This is a genomic window from Xenorhabdus japonica, from assembly GCF_900115195.1.
GTDB lineage: Bacteria > Pseudomonadota > Gammaproteobacteria > Enterobacterales > Enterobacteriaceae > Xenorhabdus > Xenorhabdus japonica.
In genome coordinates this window covers 1-22,386 of sequence record NZ_FOVO01000048.1, presented here as the reverse complement: position 1 = coordinate 22,386, position 22,386 = coordinate 1, and the positions used below count along the sequence as shown (strand labels likewise).

Sequence of the window (22,386 nt, the reverse complement as noted above, 5' to 3'; positions counted from 1 at the left end):
GGGGATTCAAAGCCAGTTGTTGCAATGTAATTCGTTCAGGCTCAGAAAGTGTTATCGTCGATTTCATCAGAACAGGTGGAAAATCGGGTTATCGGGTTATCGGGTTATCGGGTTATCAATTATAACAGTAATGCAGATAATTTATCTGATTAACTTAAAGTTTTTTATGTATAAACAAAGTCATCTACACTTTTCTCAGTAAAAATCCCCTGCAAAAAGCCGCCTGTATTCAGTCTGAGTCTTCAACGCAATAATAAAAAAATGCAGGTAGAGCCGAAACCAAATTAATAACCACGCCCGCAGGACATAGTTTTAAGTTGAAAAATAAAAAACCCAGCTAGGACGCTGGGTTATGGTTTATTTTGACACTTATCTTTACAGTTTTAGATTACACATACTCTAGAACGGAATGTCATCATCGAAATCCATTGGTGGCTCATTGCTCTGTGGCGCAGGAGACTGTGCCGGACGAGATGGAGCGCCGCCGCTGAATTGCTGAGATGCTTGTGCTTGTGGCTGCTGTGGTTGTCCCCAACCACCTTGTGCTGGTGCATCTTGGCTTGCTGCACCGCCGCGGCCGCCCAGCATCTGCATAGTGCCGCCTATAGGATTGACCACAACTTCCGTGGTATAACGATCTTGACCGCTCTGATCCTGCCATTTGCGAGTCTGTAAAGAACCTTCGATATAAACCTGAGAGCCTTTGCGTAGGTATTCACCTGCGACTTCTGCCAATTTTCCGAATATCACTACGCGATGCCATTCGGTTTTTTCTCTCATCTCACCGGTTTGCTTGTCACGCCAGCTCTCAGACGTTGCCAGAGTAATGTTGGCGACTGCACCGCCATTCGGCATATAGCGAACTTCCGGGTCCTGCCCCAAATTACCCACTAAAATAACTTTGTTTACGCCTCTGCTGGCCATTGGGAATACTCCTGATGAAATGAATTTTTGCTAAAAAACGGAATTCTCTAATTATAAGCGAAGTAGTTTACCATGCGAGGACTAAGTTTAAACAGAGAGCCGTTATATTATACTTTGCGAAGCTCATCGTATTTTACATTGTCATGGTTACAGTATAATTCTCCATTAAACACTGTATATCCATTCAGCAATGTTTGTGCAATAATGACGCGTTTATGAATTTTGCACTATATTAATCGAGTTTTGCACTATCAATAATCTGGGAAGTGGTATATGGATAACATCGAAGTTCGGGGCGCCCGCACCCATAATCTCAAGAATATCAATTTAATAATTCCCCGTGACAAGCTGATAGTCATTACCGGGCTATCAGGCTCCGGTAAGTCATCTCTGGCTTTCGATACCCTGTATGCAGAAGGCCAACGTCGCTATGTTGAATCACTCTCCGCGTATGCCCGCCAGTTTTTGTCACTGATGGAAAAACCGGATGTTGATCATATTGAGGGTCTATCCCCGGCCATTTCCATTGAGCAAAAGTCTACTTCCCATAATCCGCGCTCTACAGTCGGAACGATAACTGAAATTCACGATTATCTCCGCCTATTATTTGCACGAGTTGGCGAACCGCGCTGCCCTGAGCACGATATCACGCTGGCAGCACAGACGATCAGCCAGATGGTGGATAACGTCCTGGCACTGCCGGAAGGTCAACGTCTGATGCTGCTGGCTCCTGTCGTCAAAGAGCGTAAGGGCGAGCATACCAAGTTACTGGATAATCTCGCTGCACAAGGCTATATCCGCGCTCGTATTGATGGTGAAGTATGTGATCTTTCTGATCCCCCAAAACTCGAATTACAGAAAAAACATACCATTGAAGTCATCATCGACCGTTTCAAAGTGCGTGTTGACCTCGCTCAGAGATTAGCAGAATCATTCGAAACTGCGTTGGAGCTTTCCGGTGGCACTGCCGTCATTGCTAATATGGATGATACTCGGGCTGAAGAACTGGTTTTCTCCGCCAATTTTGCCTGTTCGATATGTGGCTATAGTATGAGCGAGCTGGAGCCACGTCTGTTTTCCTTCAACAATCCCGCGGGCGCTTGCCCAACTTGTGACGGTTTAGGTATTCAGCAATTTTTCGATCCTGAGCGTGTTGTTCAGAATGAAGATATTTCCCTTGCAGGTGGTGCAATCCGCGGTTGGGATCGCCGTAATTTCTATTATTTCCAGATGCTGAAATCTCTGGCCGAACACTACAAATTCGATATTGAAACACCGTTTAATCAGTTAAACCCAACCATTCGAAAAGCGGTTTTATACGGTTCAGACAAAGAGCCCATTGAATTCAAATACACCAATGACCGTGGCGATGTGGTCGTGCGTAACCATCCGTTCGAAGGTGTTTTGCATAATATGGAACGCCGCTATAAAGAGACGGAATCCACCTCAGTACGGGAAGAGTTGGCGAAATATATCAGCAATCGCTCTTGTGTTTCTTGCGACGGAACTCGGTTGCGTCAAGAAGCACGTCATGTCTTTATCGGAAATACCACGCTGCCACAAATTTCGGATTTCAGCATCGGCCATGCGATGGAGTTTTTCCAAAATATCAAGCTGAATGGACAACGGGCCAAAATTGCCGAAAAAGTTCTAAAGGAGATTCATGATCGCCTGAAGTTCTTGGTCAATGTTGGGTTAAATTATCTGGCTCTCTCTCGTTCAGCAGAAACCCTTTCTGGCGGGGAAGCACAGCGTATCCGTCTAGCGAGCCAGATTGGAGCTGGTCTTGTTGGTGTGATGTATGTGCTGGATGAACCTTCCATTGGTCTGCATCAACGGGATAATGAGCGTTTGCTGGAAACGTTGTTGCATCTGCGCAATTTGGGCAATACCGTTATTGTAGTCGAACATGACGAAGACGCCATCCGTGCGGCTGACCATATTATTGATATCGGGCCGGGAGCAGGTGTACATGGTGGTGAGATTGTCGCCGAAGGGACTATCGCCGATATTATGGGGAGCCAAAAATCCCTCACAGGAAAATACCTGAGTGGTGAACGCAAAATTGCCATTCCAGAGCAGCGTGTGCCAGCCAATCCAGACAAAATGCTGAAATTGATTGGCGCAAAAGGCAATAATCTGAAAAAGGTGACATTAAAACTGCCTGTTGGCCTGTTTACTTGTATCACTGGTGTTTCTGGTTCCGGCAAATCAACGCTGATCAACGATACATTGTTCCCTATCGCACAGCGCCAATTAAATGGAGCAACAAATATTACTCCGGCACCTTACATCGATATTCAAGGCCTTGAGCATTTTGATAAAGTGATCGACATTGATCAAAGCCCGATTGGCAGAACTCCTCGCTCAAACCCTGCGACTTATACTGGTGTGTTCACCCCTGTAAGGGAATTATTTTCTGGCGTTCCTGAATCCCGAACCCGTGGTTATACACCGGGGCGTTTCAGTTTCAATGTTAAAGGTGGACGCTGTGAAGCCTGTCAGGGTGATGGCGTAATTAAAGTTGAGATGCACTTCTTACCTGATGTTTATGTGTCTTGCGATCAATGCAAAGGTAAGCGTTACAACCGCGAAACTCTGGAAATCAAATATAAAGGCAAGAATATTAATGAAGTGCTGAATATGACTATTGAAGAGGCCCGTGAGTTTTTTGATGCAGTCCCGGCTCTTGCCCGTAAGTTACAAACCTTGATAGATGTTGGCCTCTCCTATATTCGTCTGGGGCAATCCGCAACGACACTTTCAGGCGGGGAAGCACAACGGGTAAAGCTAGCGCGGGAATTATCTAAACGGGGTACAGGCCAAACCCTGTATATCCTTGATGAGCCAACAACTGGCCTGCATTTTGCGGATATTCAGCAATTACTGTCTGTTCTGCATCAACTCCGGGATCAAGGAAATACCATTGTTGTTATTGAACATAACCTGGATGTCATCAAAACGGCTGACTGGATTGTCGACCTTGGCCCTGAAGGCGGCAGCGGCGGCGGTGAGATACTGGTATCGGGAACGCCAGAAGAAGTGTCCCAGTGCGAAAAATCTCACACTGCTCGTTTTTTGAAACCGATACTACAACCTAAGTGAGAATAATGTTCTATTTTGGTACTATTATCTTTCTCATGATACGATGATCTTTCTGAATAGTGGCTTAGGATTTAAAGCACATTATTCAATTTTTCTTCCCCGTTGCTATGTACAGGGATAAACCGGCAGAATATTTATCTTTATGGTGAAAAACCACGTGTTCCCCGTGTAAACGGGGATTAGATTTGTACTTTTTCTCTTTCGGCTCAATAAAATATTAAAGCCAGACTATTTATATTTATGTTGATTTGAAGTTTACTAGATGTGTTCTATGATTACGCTATATTCAAGATTCAAATAAATACGGCCTGATAGCGCTAAAAATCACATTGAGGTTAACTGTCTAATGGCAAAAAACAATATCTCTCCTTCCCAAAAAAATCGACATAAAAATTTAAAAATAATCCATAAAATCATAGAAATAAACAATAACCTTAACGTTCTTAACGCTAAAGTCAGGCGGTTAGAAAATAGAGTTAGTCAGTTAGAAAATGAGGAAAAACATCTCAGTCAGAAAATCATGCAACTAACTAATTATTGGTAATAACAAGCTTGTTTTCCGCTCACAGCTAAACTTCCTGTAGAGCGAAAGGATTAGTGAAATAATCTATCTGGTGATCTCATAATATATGGTTGACCTAATATTATTAATGATCATATTACCAATGCATCAATGCCAAAATGGCATAACATATGCTTTAAATTTATAATTGGAGATTAAACATGTATATGTTTTTACCGTTCTTAATTGCGCTAGTTACAATCATCACTGTCATTACTGGCAAAAAAAAGCTGACATATACGCTTTGGTTTGCTTTATTCATTATCACGGTATTTTGGTTTAAATATCATGCAACTGATGCATTGAACCTTTCTTTTTAATCGGAGGCCGTAATGAATAATACAATGTCAGCACCGCGTAATGTTAACCTCGCAATGGCCTTGAATATCCTCGGTCTGTTCGGTATTAGTGTAATTTTGATAGTCGCGTTTTATTATCAGCTAGTGCGTTTTGAACTTCCCTGCCCATTATGTTTATTGCAGCGGGCAGGCATCATCATGATTGGTTTCGGCTTTTTGTTTAATATTTATTTCGGTATAAAGAACGCCCATTATAGCCTCTCATTACTCGGCTGTATTGTGACTGGTTTCGTTGCCATGCGTCAGGTTTCTCTCCATATCCTGCCGGGAGATATGGGATATGGTTCAACTTTCTTCGGCCTGCATTTTTATACTTGGGCCGCAATTCTATCTATTCTGACTATCATTGCCATCGCGGTTATTATGCCTCTGAAAATCGGTAATACTGATTCAGCAAAATACTCGCCACCAACATTGGGCAAAATTGCTATGGGTTTGTTCGCATTTTTAATTGCAGCCAATTTGGTTTCTACCATATTAGAATGTGGCGGCGGACAATGTGATGACAACCCGACGTTCTATCAGTTACTAAAGAAGTAATTCTTTCATACTAAAATCATTAAAAATAGAAGGCTACGTAATTCCAACAGCCTTCTATCTTTTCCAATAAGATCTTTTCAGCGAAATCACCAGAAATATATTCTGTGGTTATCGATTCAAAAGCGCCGAGTCAATGAAATAGCAAACTACATGTGCCTCCTCCGGAGTCGGAACCTCCAGCTTACCAAGCATCCGATCCATCACCTTATCCGGTACAGAATATTGGCGATTGCTGTTTTGTTGACGCCAGCGCTTATGGTCTTGTTCAATATAAATAAAATCACTAACTCACCGCAGCAAATGCCTCTGCAATACGCTGTACGTTATGGTGATTCACTCCAGCCATACAAACACGACCGGAACCGACCAGATAAACACCGAATTCTTCACGTAATCTATCAACTTGTTTCCGGCTGAATCCGGTATAGCTGAACATGCCGCGCTGTTTTAGTAAATGGTCAAAGTTTTTCTCCGGCAGGGCTTTTTTTAATGCATTTACCAATACTGTCCGCATTTCCAGAATACGCAAGCGCATCCATTCTACTTCCTCCAGCCATTGGGTTTTTAACTCAGTATTACTCAATACCCTGGCAACAACCTGTGCCCCAAAATTTGGCGGGTTGGAGTAAATACGGCGCACTCCCGCTTTCAATTGCCCTAAAACACATTCAGCTGCTTTTGCATCGTCACAGATAACTGATAACCCACCAACTCGCTCACCATACAGTGAGAAAATTTTCGAGAATGAGTTACTGACCAGACAAGGCAGCCCCGCATTTGCCATTGCTCGGATCACATAAGCATCTTCTTCCATGCCATCGGAAAAACCCTGATAAGCAATATCAAGGAAAGGCAGCAACTCCCGCTCTTTGGTAACTTGAACCACCTGATCCCATTGATCATTGGTGAGATCTGAACCTGTTGGGTTATGACAGCAAGGATGCATTAAAATAATACTTTTTTTAGGCAATTGTTTGAATGTTGCCAGCATTTCGTCAAATTTCACCCCTTTGGTTTTGTCATCAAAATAAGGGTAATAGTTCACCTTGACGCCAGCTCCGGCAAAAATGGCCGCATGGTTTTCCCAGGTTGGATCACTGCACCATACTTCAGAATCTGGAAAATAACAGTGTAAGAAATCAGCCCCTACTTTCAGCGCGCCTGAGCCACCCAAGGTTTGAATGGTTGCAATACGCTTCTGGTTTAACAATGGATGATCTTTGCCGAACAGCAATTTCTGAATTGCTACGCGATAGGCAAATAACCCTTCCATTGGGAGGTAAAGGGAAGCAGACTGTGGCAAAGCACGCATTTGTTCTTCGGCAACCGCAACAGCCTGCAATTTTGGTGTTATACCCTGCTCATCGTAATATAGCCCGATGCTCAGATTAATTTTTTCTGCACGGGGATCGTTTTTAAATGCTTCCATCAACGACAGAATAGGATCACCCGCATACGCATCAACATCCTGGAACACTATGTTATACCCCCTGCTCGTGAATTTATAAAAAATACAATAGCAAACAATATAACTTACCGGATTATTCGTCTAGATATTCCATTGCAACACGCGAGGTTAGCTTCGTAATCAGCTCGTAAGCGCTGATCCCCGAATGCTCTGCAATTCTTTCCACTGGCAGCACACTCCCCCAAAGGGTAACTTCATCCCCAACTCTATCCTGACACCCAGGCCCCAGATCCACAGTAATCATATCCATGGATACGCGACCAACAAGCGGCACTTCCCGGCCATTGATAAATACAGGTGTACCGACTGGTGCACCGCGGGGATAGCCATCACCGTACCCCATCGCCACAACGCCAAGGCAGGTATCACGCTTACTGCTCCATGTACCACCGTATCCCACCGATTCACCTGTTTTATGTTTACGTACAGCAATTAAAATGGATTTTAGGGTCATAGCAGGAATCAAATCGAAGTCAGCAGCCGTTTTATCTATCGTTGGCGAAGCCCCGTACATCATAATACCGGGACGCACCCGGTCCAGATGCGCTTGTGACCACAATAAAATCCCTCCGGAGGCAGCGATGGATTTTTCGCCGGCTTTATCCGCAATAAATGCCATAAAGCAATCAATTTGTTGCTGGGTCGTTTCAACCGTAGGCTCATCTGCACGACTAAAATGGCTGATGATATTAACGGGTTGTTCAACGTTATAGCAACGGCTCAGGCGTTGATAAAACTCTTCTGCTTCATCGACCCTGACACCTAAGCGATGCATACCTGTATCCAGTTTCATCCACACTTTAATCGGATGGGACAAATCCGCCTGTTCCAGTGCCTCAAGCTGCTCAATGCAATGCACCACGGTTTCAATATGGTTGACGACTAAAATAGGCAGATCAGCCGCTTCAAAAAAACCTTCTAATAGCAAGATTGGTTTGACGATCCCACCACTACGCAGGGCAAGCGCTTCCCCAATTCGAGCGACACCGAAACAATTAGCATCTTCCATTGTGTGCGCAGTTTCTAATAAACCATGTCCATAGGCGTTTGCTTTCACAACTGCAATCAGTTTACTGTCAGGAGCTTGTACTCTCACCTGTTGCAAATTGTGTCGCAGAGCGCGGCGGTCAATAACAGCCTATCTTCGATATTGATTATTCAGTCATTTGAACATAAGCGATAGGTGCTTAGATTTATTCGTCGCTATAACTTGGCCCAGCATAATTATCGAATCGTGACCATTGACCATTAAATGTCAGCCTTACTGTACCGATAGGGCCGTTACGCTGTTTACCAAGGATAATTTCAGCCACGCCTTTCAGTTCACCGTTATCGTGATAAACCTCGTCACGATAAATAAACATGATCAAGTCAGCATCCTGTTCGATAGAACCTGATTCACGCAGGTCGGAGTTAACTGGTCGTTTATCGGCCCGTTGCTCCAAACTACGATTTAGCTGGGAGAGTGCAACAACCGGCACTTGAAGCTCTTTTGCCAATGCTTTCAATGAGCGGGATATTTCCGCAATTTCCAATGTTCGGTTGTCAGATAAAGAAGGTACCCGCATCAATTGCAGGTAATCGATCATAATCAAGCTGAGTCCGCCATGTTCGCGGAAAACCCGCCGCGCACGGGAACGCACTTCTGTTGGTGTCAAACCGGATGAATCATCAATATACATATTGCGTTTTTCCAGCAAAATCCCCATTGTGCTGGAAATTCGCGCCCAATCCTCATCATCAAGGTGACCGGTACGAATACGTGTTTGATCTACTCGGGATAGGGATGCCAGCATACGCATCATGATCTGATTGCCGGGCATCTCAAGGCTGAAAATCAGAACAGGCTTATCCTGCGTCATCGCTGCGTTTTCACACAGGTTCATCGCAAAAGTGGTTTTACCCATTGAAGGGCGCGCTGCCACGATAATTAGATCTGATTTTTGTAAGCCAGCAGTCTTCTTATCCAAATCTTGATAGCCCGTAGAAACCCCAGTTACGCCATCATGTGGGCGCTGATAGAGCATCTCAATTCGCTCAATAGTTTCTTCCAGGATCTGCTCTATACCTTTCGGGCCTTCATCTTTATTCGCCCGATTTTCTGCTATCTGGAATACGCGTGATTCTGCCAAATCCAAGAGTTCTTCGCTGGTTCGGCCTTGTGGATCATAGCCTGCATCTGCAATTTCATTTGCTACTGCGATCATATCGCGTACTACCGCACGCTCGCGGACGATATCAGCATAAGCGTTGATATTCGCTGCACTTGGGGTATTTTTTGACAATTCGGCAAGATAGGCGAACCCGCCAACATTATCGAGATCACCATTCTGTTCAAGAGATTCAGATAATGTGATCAGGTCGATGGGTTTGCCTCTTTCAAGCAAACGCTGCATTTCAGAGAAAATACGCCTGTGTGGTCGGCTGAAAAAGTCATTGCTGGTAACCCGCTCGGATACATTATCCCAACGTTCATTATCCAGCATCAAACCGCCTAACACGGATTGCTCTGCTTCCAAAGAGTGTGGTGGAAGTTTCAGCCCTTCCACTTGGCGATCTTTTGGTTCAGCCATACTGTTGTTAGTTGGTTTTTTCCCAGCCATGTATACCGCATCAATCTACTAAACAAAAAACGAAATAGCGCATAAGTATACGCCATGAAAACAGCCTTGAGTAATTATATATAGTCTATACTCGTAATTTAAACACAACCGATTGATATTGAATAAATAAACCTCATATTTTAATGCGTTTGTTCTTGTTTATTTATATAATTGTTTATACATAGAACACTGAACAAATCTATAAACAAAGCATAAGATAAAAACAAGGCAAAAGAAAAGAAAGAATGAGAGTGAATGTGTGAACAATAAAACATGGTCAGTACGTTTAACGTTCCAAGCTATAGAGGATTATGTGTGTTCAGTTGAATGCTATTAAAGTAACAACTACGAATATTGCTGCTAGTGAGAAGATACCCCGTTACGGCTATCTTCCCGATGATTTTCAAATGGAACTGATTATTTTTATGATTTATCCCGAACCTTGCGTTCAATCAATTCACCATACGAATCAAAATAGCGACTGGGCCAGATTTCTGAGGGATGTATTTCGAGATAGTTAAGCAATAATCCATTCGCCTTTCGGCCACGGTCTGCTGAGAGTATTTGCCAGTTTAGATGAACTGAGGCCAGATTCACGAGAAACAGCCGCTAAAGTTGTACCGCGCTTACGTAATGCAGCAATAATGTCGGCTTGATGCCAGTCATTTTTAACGTTATTCATTCCTGCTACCCCTTCCATTAATTGAAAAAATTGATGGTGGTGATTCAAGCAAGGTTCGCATTACCGGGTCAAGATTCCGGTGAGGCCGAAGCCTCCCCTACCTGAATCACCATTGAAAGGGTGATAGCAAGTACTGGTAGAAACTTCCTACCAGTATTCTTGACTCAGGGATGCGAAGCCCTGACCACTAGATTTTGCTAATGGCGGAGGTACTTTAACTGATTGGTTTAACTGGTTCAATAAGCGAATCAGTATAAACGCTTAACTTTTTGCGTTATATTCCACTAAATGTGTTACTGTTGATCTTCGCTTAACACCATAACTACAGATGAAGTAAGGACAGAGCGAATTATCCCTAATACCGATACAAAAGGTGGAAGAGTTATTTTGGGAAGAAAATAACAGAAGGGGCATGAAAAACCGCCCCAATGAAGTGCCTCAAAAAATTAGCTATCAAGCTCCAGCTAATGCAAAAGTTCTTTATTCTAATCTATACCACCCCATCAACATGATATAACCATTGGTGATATCTATTATTTCTCTGTTACCAGTACTTGATGTTGTTCCTGAAACAGTATGGTGATGGCTACCAATATTTACAGAATGAGTGTGATTACCTTGATTATCTGTATATGCAACCTTTTCATTGTATTTGTAGGAAGCGCCACGAATTACCACTCCTTTTTGAATATATCCTCCCCATATAGGTTCTTGACTTTGATCATATGATAACGCCGTAGCATGCTTGTGATCACCTGCGACACTGGTTGATTTTATCCCGTAATCAAATGAATCTGTTATAGCTGAAAATGAGTGATTATGAGGAGGGAGTTGTGAAGCTTTCAATGTGATAGTGTCATTTCCTCCTATTGATAAAATGTCGGAACCATCTAAAGCTCCTAGTCTAATAGTTTTATTTTCGCCAATATATTTCCAGACAGTGTCAGGGAATAGGATGTTTGGATCTTTACTTTGAGCAAAAAATGTAACAATCCCAACGGGATATAATATATCAATGGTTACAGCATGTTTTTCCCGTTCTAGCGCCAACTCATCTTCAGTTAACGTTTCTATTGTGCGCTTCTTATCTTGAATGCTCATATTGATTCCTCATGTATTAACAACATAGATTGCTAATTAAGCCAAAGATGCTTATTGAGAATATCCTTGGCAAGATGAGGCGGTGGGATACTTCTCCGCCTGTGAACATCAATAAAATCGGTTCATCAATACTGGAGAGTACGGCTTGCCTAAATTCGGCTGATTAATATTTAATAAGTTGTATGCTTTGATGGCAGAATGGCACAAAATAACAGATAGTAAATAATAAAATTTATCAAGTAACTGACAACACTTGATGTTATTAAAGGTGAGATATTCCACCGTGATAAATGGCTGAAATATTAACCATCATAGTTCATTGATTATTAATAATTTATTCCCAGTGACAGAAGCAAGTAAAGTCCATGAATTATCTAAATTCCATCAAAGTTATCCAGTCTCTGTTTCTGTTCATCACTCAGGCTAAACGCAAACTCTTCATGCTCTACTTGCCATGTGCCAAAACTCATCAGGAACGCAACCGCAGGGTCGATTTTATTCGCTGATTTCTTTTTATTCGGTTTGATATTGGCGTTCGCGTCCGTTTCCATCACCACATTGGACATTGCCCATGCCAGCACCGGATCGCCGTTGTGACGAATAATCTTGCGGTTAACGAACACCTCAGCAGATTTTGCCACCGGGCTAAAACGCATATAAGTTTGCGGGAATGGCTCAACATCCAGCCCCGCACCTTGTAATTGCGTTCGTAGATGCGTAGCGTTCCATGTGTCAAAACCCACTAGCTTAATATCAAAGTGCTGGCTATCTTTGAGAATATCATCACGGATACGATCATAATCAATGCAATCGCCTGCTGTGGTGCGTATCCAGCTCATTTGTACCCATTGTCGGTACACTGCCCGATTCTTATTGGCAGGATTCTGTAACTGGGCTTCTGGTAAATAATGGCGGGTCAATAGTAACAGTTTATTATCCACGGGGAACGTGTAACAGATGCTGGTGATATCGCCCGTTGAGGATAAATACAGTCCGGCGTAGCACTCCAAGCCTTTCAGATCGTTTTCATCATAATCGAGTTTGCAGGCTTTCCAAGCCCCTTCCCCCATCCACGGTGTTTCGCCCTGACACCAGATATTAAAACGTTTGGTTAGCATTTCCGTCCATTGAGAGGGAATGACCCGCGCTTTCTGGATGGTGTCATGCAATGAGGCACTGTCCACGGAGATATTCAGATTGGGATTGGCCTTAATCCAAAGAGCTTCATTATCAATCTAGTGCTCATCGTCCAGCTCGTAAATCAGGGCAAACAGAGATTCACTCTGTCCCTTTACCAAAGTGTCCGAATTTATTAAAGCACAACAGTGAGCAATGAGCGTATTTGAGTAGTCATATCGGCTTTCTGTTGGCGTAATTCAAGTAATTTCTTCATGGTATTTTTCAAGATAATTATTTTCTTTAAAACATTATTTAACACTGAAAAAATAATGAAAAAGCCTCTGAAATTTAGAGGCTAAACATGAGGAAGCATAGAGACGGAATATTTACAAAAAATTACTTCAATTTGTTTATATGTATGCTTTGATATCCATCATCTGTTGGGTATATAAAAACATCACTATTAGTGGTTGGAAGGCTAAATGAAGCAAAAAATGCCTCATATGATATTGATGTAAATGGAGAACTCCTCCAGATATCTTTATTTTTATTGTCATATAAAACAATAAAATATTTATCTCCCATAATGACATACCTCCACATTGCATATGGAGATATGGGTATTTTTTTATATACCACTGCGGTATATTGACTATCTTCGCCTTTCTCCTCAAAATATTTATTTCAACTACCGAAGAAAAATGTTGATGGAAATAACACTCATGTTACAAAAGCAATAATGAAAACCACAACCAATAATGGTTTTTTAAAAAAACAATTACATTTATTTTTCATAGATTAATAATTTTATGTTGTGGTAACGGGTTCATCCATAAAACATCGGAATAAACAATGAAATCACCACCTTCATTATGTTTTTTCTGCCATTTTCTAAAACTATCATTAATGACAGGAACATACCCATTATATTTAATCCATAAGGCCATCCAGCTTCCAGTCGCATAAAGAGCGGCATAATCAACAGAACTTACTTTGTCTAATACACCGTTTTTACTCCAGATTCCTAAAGGTTCGTTAGAGCCAACAAAATCATAAGTGTCTTTTAAATACATCCCAATTTGTTCTGTGACAAAAACATCCTTATTGTTTAATTTATCTACATACCCCTTAACAGCCACCTTCATATTGGAATTACCCATAGCACCATACCAATCGTCAATCGTATCAAATTTAGAGCTAAACCCTCTAGAGTTAACCACTGAAAAAGTATCTATTTCTCGCATATCCTTTTCATACCCTAATTCTTTCTTTCCGCCTTCTTTTTTTAATTGTATTTTTAATTGATCTATGCCCGCACTACTAGCCCACCCATTAATTAATACAGACATTACATCTTGAGGTTGTTTATATTTTAACGCCCATGCCATTTTTATGATAAAATCATTAACCCTTTCATCCAGTATATCTATTGCTATACCTCTAACATACTTTTTCTTTACTTCTTCTGTAAATGTATAGGCAGGTTTTGCATTAAACCAATGGCGCATTAATTTTGGTGCCATCTCCCAGCCAATTTTTTCCATTGCATCCGGGATTTGGTTTAAATAAAAAACATCGGTTTCAATTTCTGTTGTTTTTCCGTCTTTGACGGTTTTAATTTTAAAAATCGACATTATCAAATCCCTATTTTTGTCTGAAATAAATATTTAACTTCAATATTTTCTTCTTTTTTGGCATCAAACTGTTTTGTCATTCCAGATGTTTGACATATTCCCTCAATCAGTCCCTTGTCCGTTTCCACACCATACGCAATATCTTGGCAGGCATCCCCTTGATGTTTCAATATGAACTTATGGCTAAATAGAGCCACTACAGCTTCTTCAATCAATGGCTTCACATTCGAGAACCCAGACAACAACGGCTTGCCTTCTTCACGCCCCGCTAATTGTGTAATGCTGTAGCCCAAAGTCCCCGCTGCAATATGGTTACATGAGATAGATTTGTAATCGAGCATCACTATTTCATGGGGGATTGCGCCGTTGTCATTGATAGAATGGGGATAATTGTAAGCCAGATCGACAATCGTTGCGCCTGTCAGTTTAATTTCGTAAAAAAGTTCCAGTTGTCCCATCGGGCTTGTCCGGTAGTGCATAAAGCGTGCTTCCAGCAATTCGTTTCCGTCGATTGCCATTGCTAGCAGTGGTGAGGATTTATCTATGGGTTTGGTAAAGCTGACCGGGTGATGATGTGCGTTCTGATCGCGGCTCACTGAATGGCTGACACTCAGTACCTGTATTTCGTCTTCTCGGCCTGTCTGATAGCGATTTCCAATAGATTCTGGATTTGAACATCCCGCTGAAATTAATCCCTGCTTCTTGCCTTTTAGTGATAAGTAGATAACGTGTGACATCTTGTCTCCTGTGATCTGACTTCTGATAAAATCGAATGAATGAAACAGAATACAGCAGGAATATTTATCTATTCTAGTATGAAGAAAAATTCAGCAGTAAATTTGTGGTTAATCTCTGTTCTTAAATAAAATCAGAATATTACATCGTTTAAATTTCTGTGCGCTTCCATAAAAGAAAGATAAGCATGATATAAATACATTCTCGGTGCCCGTGGGCTGATATTCTTAGTGCCCATCTTCATCCCAGTAGCTTCATTGACGGTTACCAGATAACCACAAAAGCGATACAAGGGATCGGAATTGCTTTTCACCGTTAATGCTTCGTTAGAATCGCGTTGTGCCTGTAGTAGCTTTTTAGCTTTGTTCTGGTCGGCAAATTCGTTTAATAAATGGCGGATAATAACGGGCAGTTCACGACTGATTTTCTCCGGCAAGTGTGGATCTTTCTCTGACTCTTTGACCGGAATGTTAAACAGGAATATCACCCGCCGCCGTGCGATACCGCCGTTACGTTCGGTAAAGCTCATTGGTTCGTTATTGGTGGCTAATACAATGGCCTTAATGACCGTAGAAAATTGCTTCTCATATTTCCCATCAACTTCGATTAAATCACCGCCAGTAATCGCCTTAATGCCAGCACCCTCACCGACATATTTAACCTGATCGGGCAGCGTAATCAGGCTCTTCCCGACAAACTGATAACAGCCTCTCGCCTCATCCAATGCTCTCATATTGCCACTGGCAGTATTGTGCTCTCCCGCTAATAAGGTGGCGATATAGGTAAAGATGCTTTTACCACTGCCACCTTCGCCCGTGACTTCAATAAATAACTGCCAGTCATAGCGGTTTGTCAGGATCATAAATAGGGCAGCTTTGATACGATTCATCTTGTTTTTATTGTTGCCTGCTGCATGGGATAACCAACGATAGAAGTCAGGGGCATGATCTGGCAAGTTTTCACCGATAGCAGGCGGTGAATTCGATGCTGTTATGGTTCATTAGCCAGTGTTCCGGCTGGTGCGGGGTAAACTGTTGAGTCGATAAATCATACACACCATTACGGAACCCAATTAAATCCTGCCGTTGTTCCCCAATAACCGGCACTTGTAATTTCATGGCATAGATAGCGTTATTGATCCCGTTCGGGCTGTAAGGGGTTTCGTGCTGGTCAAAGATTGCCACCATTGCGCGGCGCAGCTCATTATCCGACACGGTTTCCCATGTTGTACCGTTATAGTGGTAAACCATTTCGCTATCAGAATTAACCGCTACCTTGCCGTATCGCTCAACCAATAGCGCCCCGCGCTGACTGGCTGCCATTTGTGCCAGATTGTTATTAGCCTTTTTGGGCTGCGTTTCGTGGATAATCACCGCTTCTGCTTCCATGAGTTTTGGCTCCCCAACCTGATATAATCCATTACTGAATACCTGCTTTGCTGCCTCAATGCCGTGATGCTGGCGATAATCGTCCCAATCAGATTTCAATGCCGTAGGCGGTAGCGTGACCCAGCCGTTAATCGCTATAGCTGCTTTTTCTGCCGCTATCTTGCCGACATTCTTTTTTAGCCTGCCGTTTTTGTCCCGCTCTTCCGGTTCGTGCCAATCATTATCAGCGGCAAGGATGATTTTTGCGTTCGGCCACTGTGTTCTGACCTGTTCGGCAATGGTGAATAAATTGCTTTCATCAATGGCTGCCAATACCACACCCTCATGTAACTGGCTGACCGTTAACGCTGTGGCATAACCTTCGGTGATAATGAAAGTGTCTGGTGTTCCGGTAATCTCGGAGACAGGAATAAAACTGCCTTTCTTCTGAGTCCCTGAGACAAGGCGTTTTTCACCATTAGGCTTGACGGTTTGCCCGCCTGTGATTATGCCGTCCAGTGTTTGAACCACCAGCAATAACGAGCCATCTTTCAATAATCGTTGATTGGGGTATTGCAGCCCATTTTTCACCAGATATTGAGATCCACCCGTAACAGCGCTGGCAAGCAATGCCGCGATGTGTTCTGTAATGGGCTTTGCTTCTCGTGGTTGTTCATTGACGGTTTGGGGTTCAAACAAAGGCATTACCAGCACATCAGCAACCAACTTCGCCACTGCAAAGACGGTGATCCCCTTGATTCTCGCCACCAAATCCAGCCCATCACCGTGATTCGGCTCATCACATTGGCGACAATGCCAATCGCCATGATGGTTATCGTCGATAAAGTGGAAACAGTCAGTACCGCCGCATATCGGGCAAGCGCCATGCTTGCCGCTTGCCGGAACAAATCCCACAGGTAGGCAATAAAAGTTGCCAGTGACTAGCGGCGGATTGTTTAACTGCTCGGATTACGTCAATCGGACGACTTTTCTGGTTATTCTTTCCTTGACTCATGATCACTCATCCTCGCCATTAACTGCTGCATAAAGCGAATAGTAAACTTCCTGATTAATATCACAGGCCAGTGAAAGCAAATCGTGTAATTCTTCTGAACAGTGTTGGCTAGTCTGCTCAAGAATGACCTCATATAAAGAGGTACATAAACCCGCCCGAAATGAAGCCTGACCTAACGGATCGGATTTTCTGTATACAATGCAATTTAATAATTTATTCATCGGTGGCTGCGGAGCATATTTCAACAGGGCGCGGTGAACCTCCTGATGAATGCCGTGCGCCAATGCAATCAGATTATTTAAATTGATTTCGCATTCACCTTTGGCTTTTTTGGTAATGAACGTGAAAAGTGAAATACCCAGACCTGCACGATATAACGCCTGTTTTAATGAGATAGGTTTATTACTCATGGTATGCCCCCTGACGTGATACGAAGATCAGTGAGGACATACCAGCCAGCCGCTGAGTGCCGGATGTAATTAGGAATATAAATTTAAGGCGAGTTTGGTTAGACTGTGTATCAGCCACAGCATTAACTCCGATAATGTTGTAGTTAGACGCCTCGACAGTGTTAGCGCACTTCGGGGCGTTGCTGTTTTTACTTCTTGAACAAAACAAGGTGCCAGCCACCAACTACTAATGGGTGCTGGTATGGCAACGAAAGCAGTAAACGCAAAGTCAAAAAAATTAGAAACTCGTGTACCGCATGAGCTTGTTGATTCAATGGAAAAATTTAAAGAAGAAGGGGAAAGCACTGCGCAATTCATAATTTCGGCTATGTCGAGCGAAATCAAACGCCGCCAGCGCAAAGCTAAAGCATTATCTGAGTAAGAATCATCAATTAACCCTCTTAAAGAGGGTTGTCTCTCAAATTGATGGTTATTAAGTATCAAAGAATTTCTATAACTAATATCTACCATCACACCAATTATTCCCGAAATTAAGCTGTTTTTAGGGTGAATTTGACCGCTGCCAATTAAGGCAGTTAGTTTTTTATGACGTTATTAATTGGTAGATTTGCGGCTATATGGGGTATTCACGTTTTCTACTGTGGGCGGATTATGCACCCAATGCAGTAGATCACTAAGCGACCAAGCACACGAATTGCGGCCTAATGGTTTACGAGCAGGAAAACGACCTTCATTTTCCAGCTTCCATGCTGACGTTCTGGAAATAGAGGTGATGTGCTGGCATTCTTTTTCACGTATAAGACGATTATAAGGTTCACTATATTCAGAAAGGATGGAGCGATGTTCTTCTGATGTAGGAGTACTGTATTGCTTGGCTGTGTTACCCCTCACTGTTTAATTGTTTTTGTGAGGGCATTTTACTTAATAGAAATTATTACGAAAGAAAGCCATATTTGTTACGTATATATAACAATGGTCATTCTCACAACTCATTAATTCCGATTATTGAGCTGCTTTTAATATAACCACATTCTCATAATTGCCCGCTAATACATCCAGTCGCTCACACCATCTGTTTAAAGCATCCAGCTTCTCTGGTAAGTATTGGCTCTTGTTGTATATCGCCATTATGCCCAGCAGCGCATGGCCTAACAGTTGCTCAACGACATGAGGTGCGATGCCTATGTCATTCATTTTAGTTGCAAACGTTCGCCTTAAATCATGCAAAGACCATTCCTCATCATGCTCTAATTTTTTCCATATTTTTCTGCCATATTGTGCGACTGCTTCAAGTTTTTTAATTTCCCCTAAGAGGTAACTACTTTTATGGTTTTGGTGAATAATATTCATTAAAAATGGCTTCATATATTCCGGTATTGGGCGAATGATTTTCTCGCCTGTCTTGCTATTTTCTTTTGGAATAGTCCATAACATAGAATTAAAATTCCATTCTGAACATTTAGATAATCTGATCTCCCGTGTCCGACAACCAAATACAACCAAATACAACCAAAATTTTCAATAAATTATTATAATAAGGTAAGAAAATACCTGCATTTATGGAGTCCCATAATTGACCAAGTTCATTATCTTCTAAATACCGCTGGCCTTTATTTTGTTTTTTGCCAACATCCTGAATAGTTAAATCATCCAATACATGGCTGACTGCATATCTTCTTACCCGGCAAAATTTTAGAGCTTGTTTGCACAATTGAAATACAGAACCAGAAGCCACCGAAGCTTTCTTTTTCATTCGATCAAAGCATTGCAGCCAATATATTGTTTCACAATCAGACAATGCCATTTCACCAATATAAGGATAAATATGCTTTTCTAATTGAAGAATAAGGGTATCAATATTTACTCGATTTTCTCTGCCGTAGTGCTCTATCCAATATTCAATAGCGTCTTTTACAGTGACTGGTTTTAATGATTCCTGCATCGTTAAGTTAAATTGGAGCTTTGGATCTTTACCAGATGCTAACCAACTGCGACATTTATCCCTCGTTTCTCGAGCCTGTTTGAGACTCACATCAGGATAGCGTCCAATCGTAAGGCGGTTTAACTTTTTGCCATCAAGTCGGTAGGTAAAGACCCAACTAATGCCACCAACTTTAGATGCTTTGGCGCTCAATCCAGCACCATCGGCAAAAAATTCAATATTGCCCCTTTCTTTTCCGTGCAGGGTTCTAAGTTTTTTGTCACTGAGCTTGTTTAGTTCGGCAGCCATAATCGCTAAAGATATTTATACAATTGTTTATACATAGTGTGCTGCAAAGGTGAGAAAACGTCAATAAACACCGTAACAACATACAGTTTAATGATTAATTAATTACTTGATATTTATATAAAAATAATAATTATGGACAAACATCAGAACACAAAGTAAATATAGATAGTCTGTAATGATTTCGGACACATTAACGCAGTTTACAGCAATTGCAATGTAAACGTACGAGGCTGTTCCCAATACTTCTAACATAATGAGAGAGTTACCATGGCAAAACGCATAGAATTTTCCGCCACTGGCGGCCCAGAAGTGCTCCGATATTGTGAATTTACGCCTGCTGATCCTACAGCTGATGAAGTACAAGTTGAGAATAAGGCTATCGGTATTAATTATATTGATACCTATATACGTAGCGGGTTATATCCGCCTGCTAATCTACCCAGTGGGTTGGGAACAGAAGCAGCGGGTATCGTTACTAAAGTTGGGGCAGATGTAACGTCCATTAAGGTCGGCGATCGTGTGGTTTATGCCCAATCAGCTTCTGGTGCTTACAGTAAAGTACACAATATACAAGAAAATAAATTAGCTGTACTGCCAGATGCCATATCATTCGAACAAGCCGCAGCATCATTCTTAAAAGGTCTGACTGTTTATTATCTTTTCCATCAAACTCATAAGATCCAAGCAGGGAAAACCTTACTATTTCATGCAGCAGCGGGGGGTGTTGGTTTAATTGCTTGCCAATGGGCAAAGGCATTGGGAGCAAAATTGATTGGGACTGTTGGTTCAGATGAAAAAGCCAACCTTGCTAAAGCAGCAGGAGCATGGCAGACCATTAATTATAATCGCGAGAATATCGTGGAGCGTGTTTTGGACATCACGGATGGGGAAAAAGTAGATGTGGTTTATGATTCCGTCGGTCAAGCAACATGGTTGGATTCTCTCGATTGTCTGAAACCCAGAGGGCTGATGGTCAGCTTTGGTAATGCTTCTGGGCCTGTAACAGGGGTAAATTTAGGTATCCTCAATCAGAAAGGTTCGCTGTTCCTCACCCGCCCTTCTCTGTTTGGTTATATCACTACCCATGAGGAATTGAATGAAGCCAGCAAAGTACTCTTTGATTTTATTGCCAGTGGCAAAATCAATGTGGATGTTCCAGAAAGCCAGAAGTTCCCACTGAGAGAAGCAATAAGAGCACACCGGACACTGGAAAGCCGTGCAACCCACGGTTCCAGCTTATTGATCCCATAGTTCTTATTGATCCCATAGTTTCTAATTTCTGAGCGGATTACATCCGCTCAGTTACCATTTCCAGTGCTTTTTCAACAACCATAATGTCAGCGCCCTGCTTGTGGGCGTTTTCACTTAAATGGCGACGCCACTGACGTGCACCGGGAATGCCCTGAAAAATCCCCAAAATGTGGCGGGTGACATGCCCTAAATAAGTGCCTTTAGACAATTCCTGTTCGATATAAGGATAAAACGCTTTAACCGCATCAACCGTATTAGTCACTGAAACTGTTTGATCAAACAATTCACGATCCACATGTGCCAGAATGGATGGGTTTTGATAAACCTCTCTCCCAATCATCACGCCATCAACATACTGCAAATGTTGCTTCGCTTCTTCCAGTGATTTAATGCCGCCATTAATGGAAAGCGTCAGTTGCGGAAAATCTTTCTTCAATTGATAGACCCGTGGGTAATCCAAAGGTGGAATTTCGCGGTTTTCTTTTGGGCTTAAACCAGACAACCATGCTTTACGCGCATGGATAACAAAATTATCGCAATTACTGTTTTTCACGACGGTATCAATGAAATCACACAGAAACTCGTAGCTATCCTGTTCATCAATGCCAATACGGGTTTTGACGGTAACAGGAATATCCACTACATCCTGCATAGCCTTAACACAATCGGCTACCAACAACGCTTCTCCCATCAGACAAGCACCAAAGCGGCCGTTTTGCACGCGATCAGAAGGGCAACCGACATTTAAATTAATTTCATCGTAGCCCCGCTCCTGCGCAATCTTAGCACACTGTGCCAAGGCTTCAGGATCACTGCCACCTAATTGCAATGCCAATGGATGCTCTTGCTCGTTATAAACCAGATAATCCCCTTTGCCATGAATAATCGCGCCCGTTGTAACCATTTCCGTGTAAAGCAGAGCTTCCTTACTTAATAAGCGATGGAAGTAACGGCAATGATGGTCAGTCCAGTCGAGCATGGGTGCAACAGAGAACCGGGAAGGCTTGAATTTATAGGCTTTTCCGTTTATTTCAGGGATAGTTTTAACTTCTTTATTTTCTTGCATGTGGATCTTTTTTGTTTTTCAAAATACCCTACTGAAGGTATTCTGGGATACAAGGGATTATAGAGAGCCGAGTAGTATACCATAGCCTAATGTTTAGGCACAAAATCATTGCTTCCCCCCTAGGGCAAACGGGTCTAATTTATACAGATGAAAATCCCACTGTCAGGATTTTCATCATATAGCCATTATCCCAGCCAGCCTTCTGGCGCTTAGTC

Annotated in this window: 15 protein-coding genes and 5 pseudogenes; 5 read left to right on the top strand and 15 right to left on the bottom strand. The window is 42.2% G+C overall.

Features of this window, described 5'->3' with window-relative positions; all coding sequences use genetic code 11:
• Positions 1 to 399: 399 nt before the first annotated feature.
• Positions 400 to 924 (bottom strand): single-stranded DNA-binding protein SSB1, encoded by a 525-nt coding sequence (gene ssb1 / locus BM135_RS14760; protein WP_092520958.1) that lies wholly within the window; start codon positions 922 to 924, stop codon positions 400 to 402.
• A gap of 273 nt (positions 925 to 1,197) precedes the next feature.
• Between ssb1 and uvrA the strand changes: the two genes are divergently transcribed.
• The 3 genes from uvrA to BM135_RS14745 all read left to right on the top strand — a co-directional run bounded on the left by uvrA (position 1,198) and on the right by BM135_RS14745 (position 5,490).
• Entirely contained in the window at positions 1,198 to 4,029 is a 2,832-nt protein-coding gene (uvrA, locus tag BM135_RS14755) for an excinuclease ABC subunit UvrA (protein ID WP_092520948.1), read from the top strand.
• Between the two features lie 723 nt (positions 4,030 to 4,752).
• The gene (locus BM135_RS17570; RefSeq protein WP_339385091.1) at positions 4,753 to 4,911 is read left to right on the top strand and encodes a DUF5993 family protein; all 159 of its coding nucleotides are present in this window, start codon (positions 4,753 to 4,755) and stop codon (positions 4,909 to 4,911) included.
• A gap of 12 nt (positions 4,912 to 4,923) precedes the next feature.
• Positions 4,924 to 5,490, top strand: coding sequence for a disulfide bond formation protein B (locus tag BM135_RS14745; RefSeq protein WP_092520946.1), 567 nt, complete (start codon positions 4,924 to 4,926; stop codon positions 5,488 to 5,490).
• Positions 5,491 to 5,773: 283 nt separating this feature from the next.
• Here BM135_RS14745 and BM135_RS14740 read toward each other — a convergent pair whose 3' ends face one another.
• The 11 genes and pseudogenes from BM135_RS14740 to BM135_RS14690 all read right to left on the bottom strand — a co-directional run bounded on the left by BM135_RS14740 (position 5,774) and on the right by BM135_RS14690 (position 17,624).
• Entirely contained in the window at positions 5,774 to 6,967 is a 1,194-nt protein-coding gene (locus BM135_RS14740; protein ID WP_092520945.1) for an amino acid aminotransferase, read from the bottom strand.
• 64 nt (positions 6,968 to 7,031) lie between these two features.
• Positions 7,032 to 8,090, bottom strand: a complete 1,059-nt coding sequence (gene alr / locus BM135_RS14735) for an alanine racemase (RefSeq protein WP_092520944.1) — start codon at positions 8,088 to 8,090, stop codon at positions 7,032 to 7,034.
• 61 nt (positions 8,091 to 8,151) lie between these two features.
• Complete coding sequence (dnaB, locus tag BM135_RS14730; RefSeq protein WP_092520943.1) at positions 8,152 to 9,561, bottom strand: replicative DNA helicase; 1,410 nt, start codon at positions 9,559 to 9,561, stop codon at positions 8,152 to 8,154.
• Between the two features lie 423 nt (positions 9,562 to 9,984).
• Positions 9,985 to 10,243 (bottom strand): annotated as a pseudogene (locus BM135_RS14725) (helix-turn-helix domain-containing protein).
• 480 nt (positions 10,244 to 10,723) lie between these two features.
• Positions 10,724 to 11,344 carry a phage baseplate protein gene (locus BM135_RS14720; RefSeq protein WP_245737422.1) on the bottom strand — a complete coding sequence of 207 codons (621 nt, stop codon included), beginning with the start codon at positions 11,342 to 11,344 and terminating at the stop codon, positions 10,724 to 10,726.
• 374 nt (positions 11,345 to 11,718) lie between these two features.
• Positions 11,719 to 12,624, bottom strand: a pseudogene (locus tag BM135_RS14715) (terminase TerL endonuclease subunit); the annotation flags it as partial.
• A 235-nt stretch (positions 12,625 to 12,859) separates the two neighbouring features.
• Positions 12,860 to 13,120: pseudogene (locus BM135_RS17565) on the bottom strand (DUF6201 family protein); the annotation flags it as partial.
• Positions 13,121 to 13,254: 134 nt separating this feature from the next.
• Positions 13,255 to 14,097 (bottom strand): DUF6402 family protein, encoded by an 843-nt coding sequence (locus BM135_RS14705; RefSeq protein WP_092520941.1) that lies wholly within the window; start codon positions 14,095 to 14,097, stop codon positions 13,255 to 13,257.
• A gap of 2 nt (positions 14,098 to 14,099) precedes the next feature.
• The gene (locus tag BM135_RS14700) at positions 14,100 to 14,834 is read right to left on the bottom strand and encodes an Hcp family type VI secretion system effector (RefSeq protein WP_092520916.1); all 735 of its coding nucleotides are present in this window, start codon (positions 14,832 to 14,834) and stop codon (positions 14,100 to 14,102) included.
• 158 nt (positions 14,835 to 14,992) lie between these two features.
• Positions 14,993 to 17,214, bottom strand: a pseudogene (locus BM135_RS14695) (toprim domain-containing protein); the annotation flags it as partial.
• Between the two features lie 2 nt (positions 17,215 to 17,216).
• Positions 17,217 to 17,624 (bottom strand): hypothetical protein, encoded by a 408-nt coding sequence (locus BM135_RS14690; protein WP_092520914.1) that lies wholly within the window; start codon positions 17,622 to 17,624, stop codon positions 17,217 to 17,219.
• Positions 17,625 to 17,865: 241 nt separating this feature from the next.
• Between BM135_RS14690 and BM135_RS14680 the strand changes: the two genes are divergently transcribed.
• Positions 17,866 to 18,045, top strand: coding sequence for a YlcI/YnfO family protein (locus tag BM135_RS14680; protein ID WP_092520911.1), 180 nt, complete (start codon positions 17,866 to 17,868; stop codon positions 18,043 to 18,045).
• 173 nt (positions 18,046 to 18,218) lie between these two features.
• Here BM135_RS14680 and BM135_RS14675 read toward each other — a convergent pair whose 3' ends face one another.
• Positions 18,219 to 18,458, bottom strand: a complete 240-nt coding sequence (locus BM135_RS14675; RefSeq protein WP_422646114.1) for a helix-turn-helix transcriptional regulator — start codon at positions 18,456 to 18,458, stop codon at positions 18,219 to 18,221.
• Positions 18,459 to 18,626: 168 nt separating this feature from the next.
• Positions 18,627 to 19,854: pseudogene (locus BM135_RS14670) on the bottom strand (tyrosine-type recombinase/integrase).
• Between the two features lie 267 nt (positions 19,855 to 20,121).
• Here BM135_RS14670 and BM135_RS14665 point away from each other — a divergent pair.
• Positions 20,122 to 21,105: a quinone oxidoreductase gene (locus tag BM135_RS14665; protein ID WP_092520906.1), complete on the top strand. Its 984-nt coding sequence runs from the start codon at positions 20,122 to 20,124 to the stop codon at positions 21,103 to 21,105.
• Between the two features lie 37 nt (positions 21,106 to 21,142).
• Here BM135_RS14665 and dusA read toward each other — a convergent pair whose 3' ends face one another.
• The gene (dusA, locus tag BM135_RS14660) at positions 21,143 to 22,171 is read right to left on the bottom strand and encodes a tRNA dihydrouridine(20/20a) synthase DusA (RefSeq protein WP_092520903.1); all 1,029 of its coding nucleotides are present in this window, start codon (positions 22,169 to 22,171) and stop codon (positions 21,143 to 21,145) included.
• Positions 22,172 to 22,386: the final 215 nt, after the last annotated feature.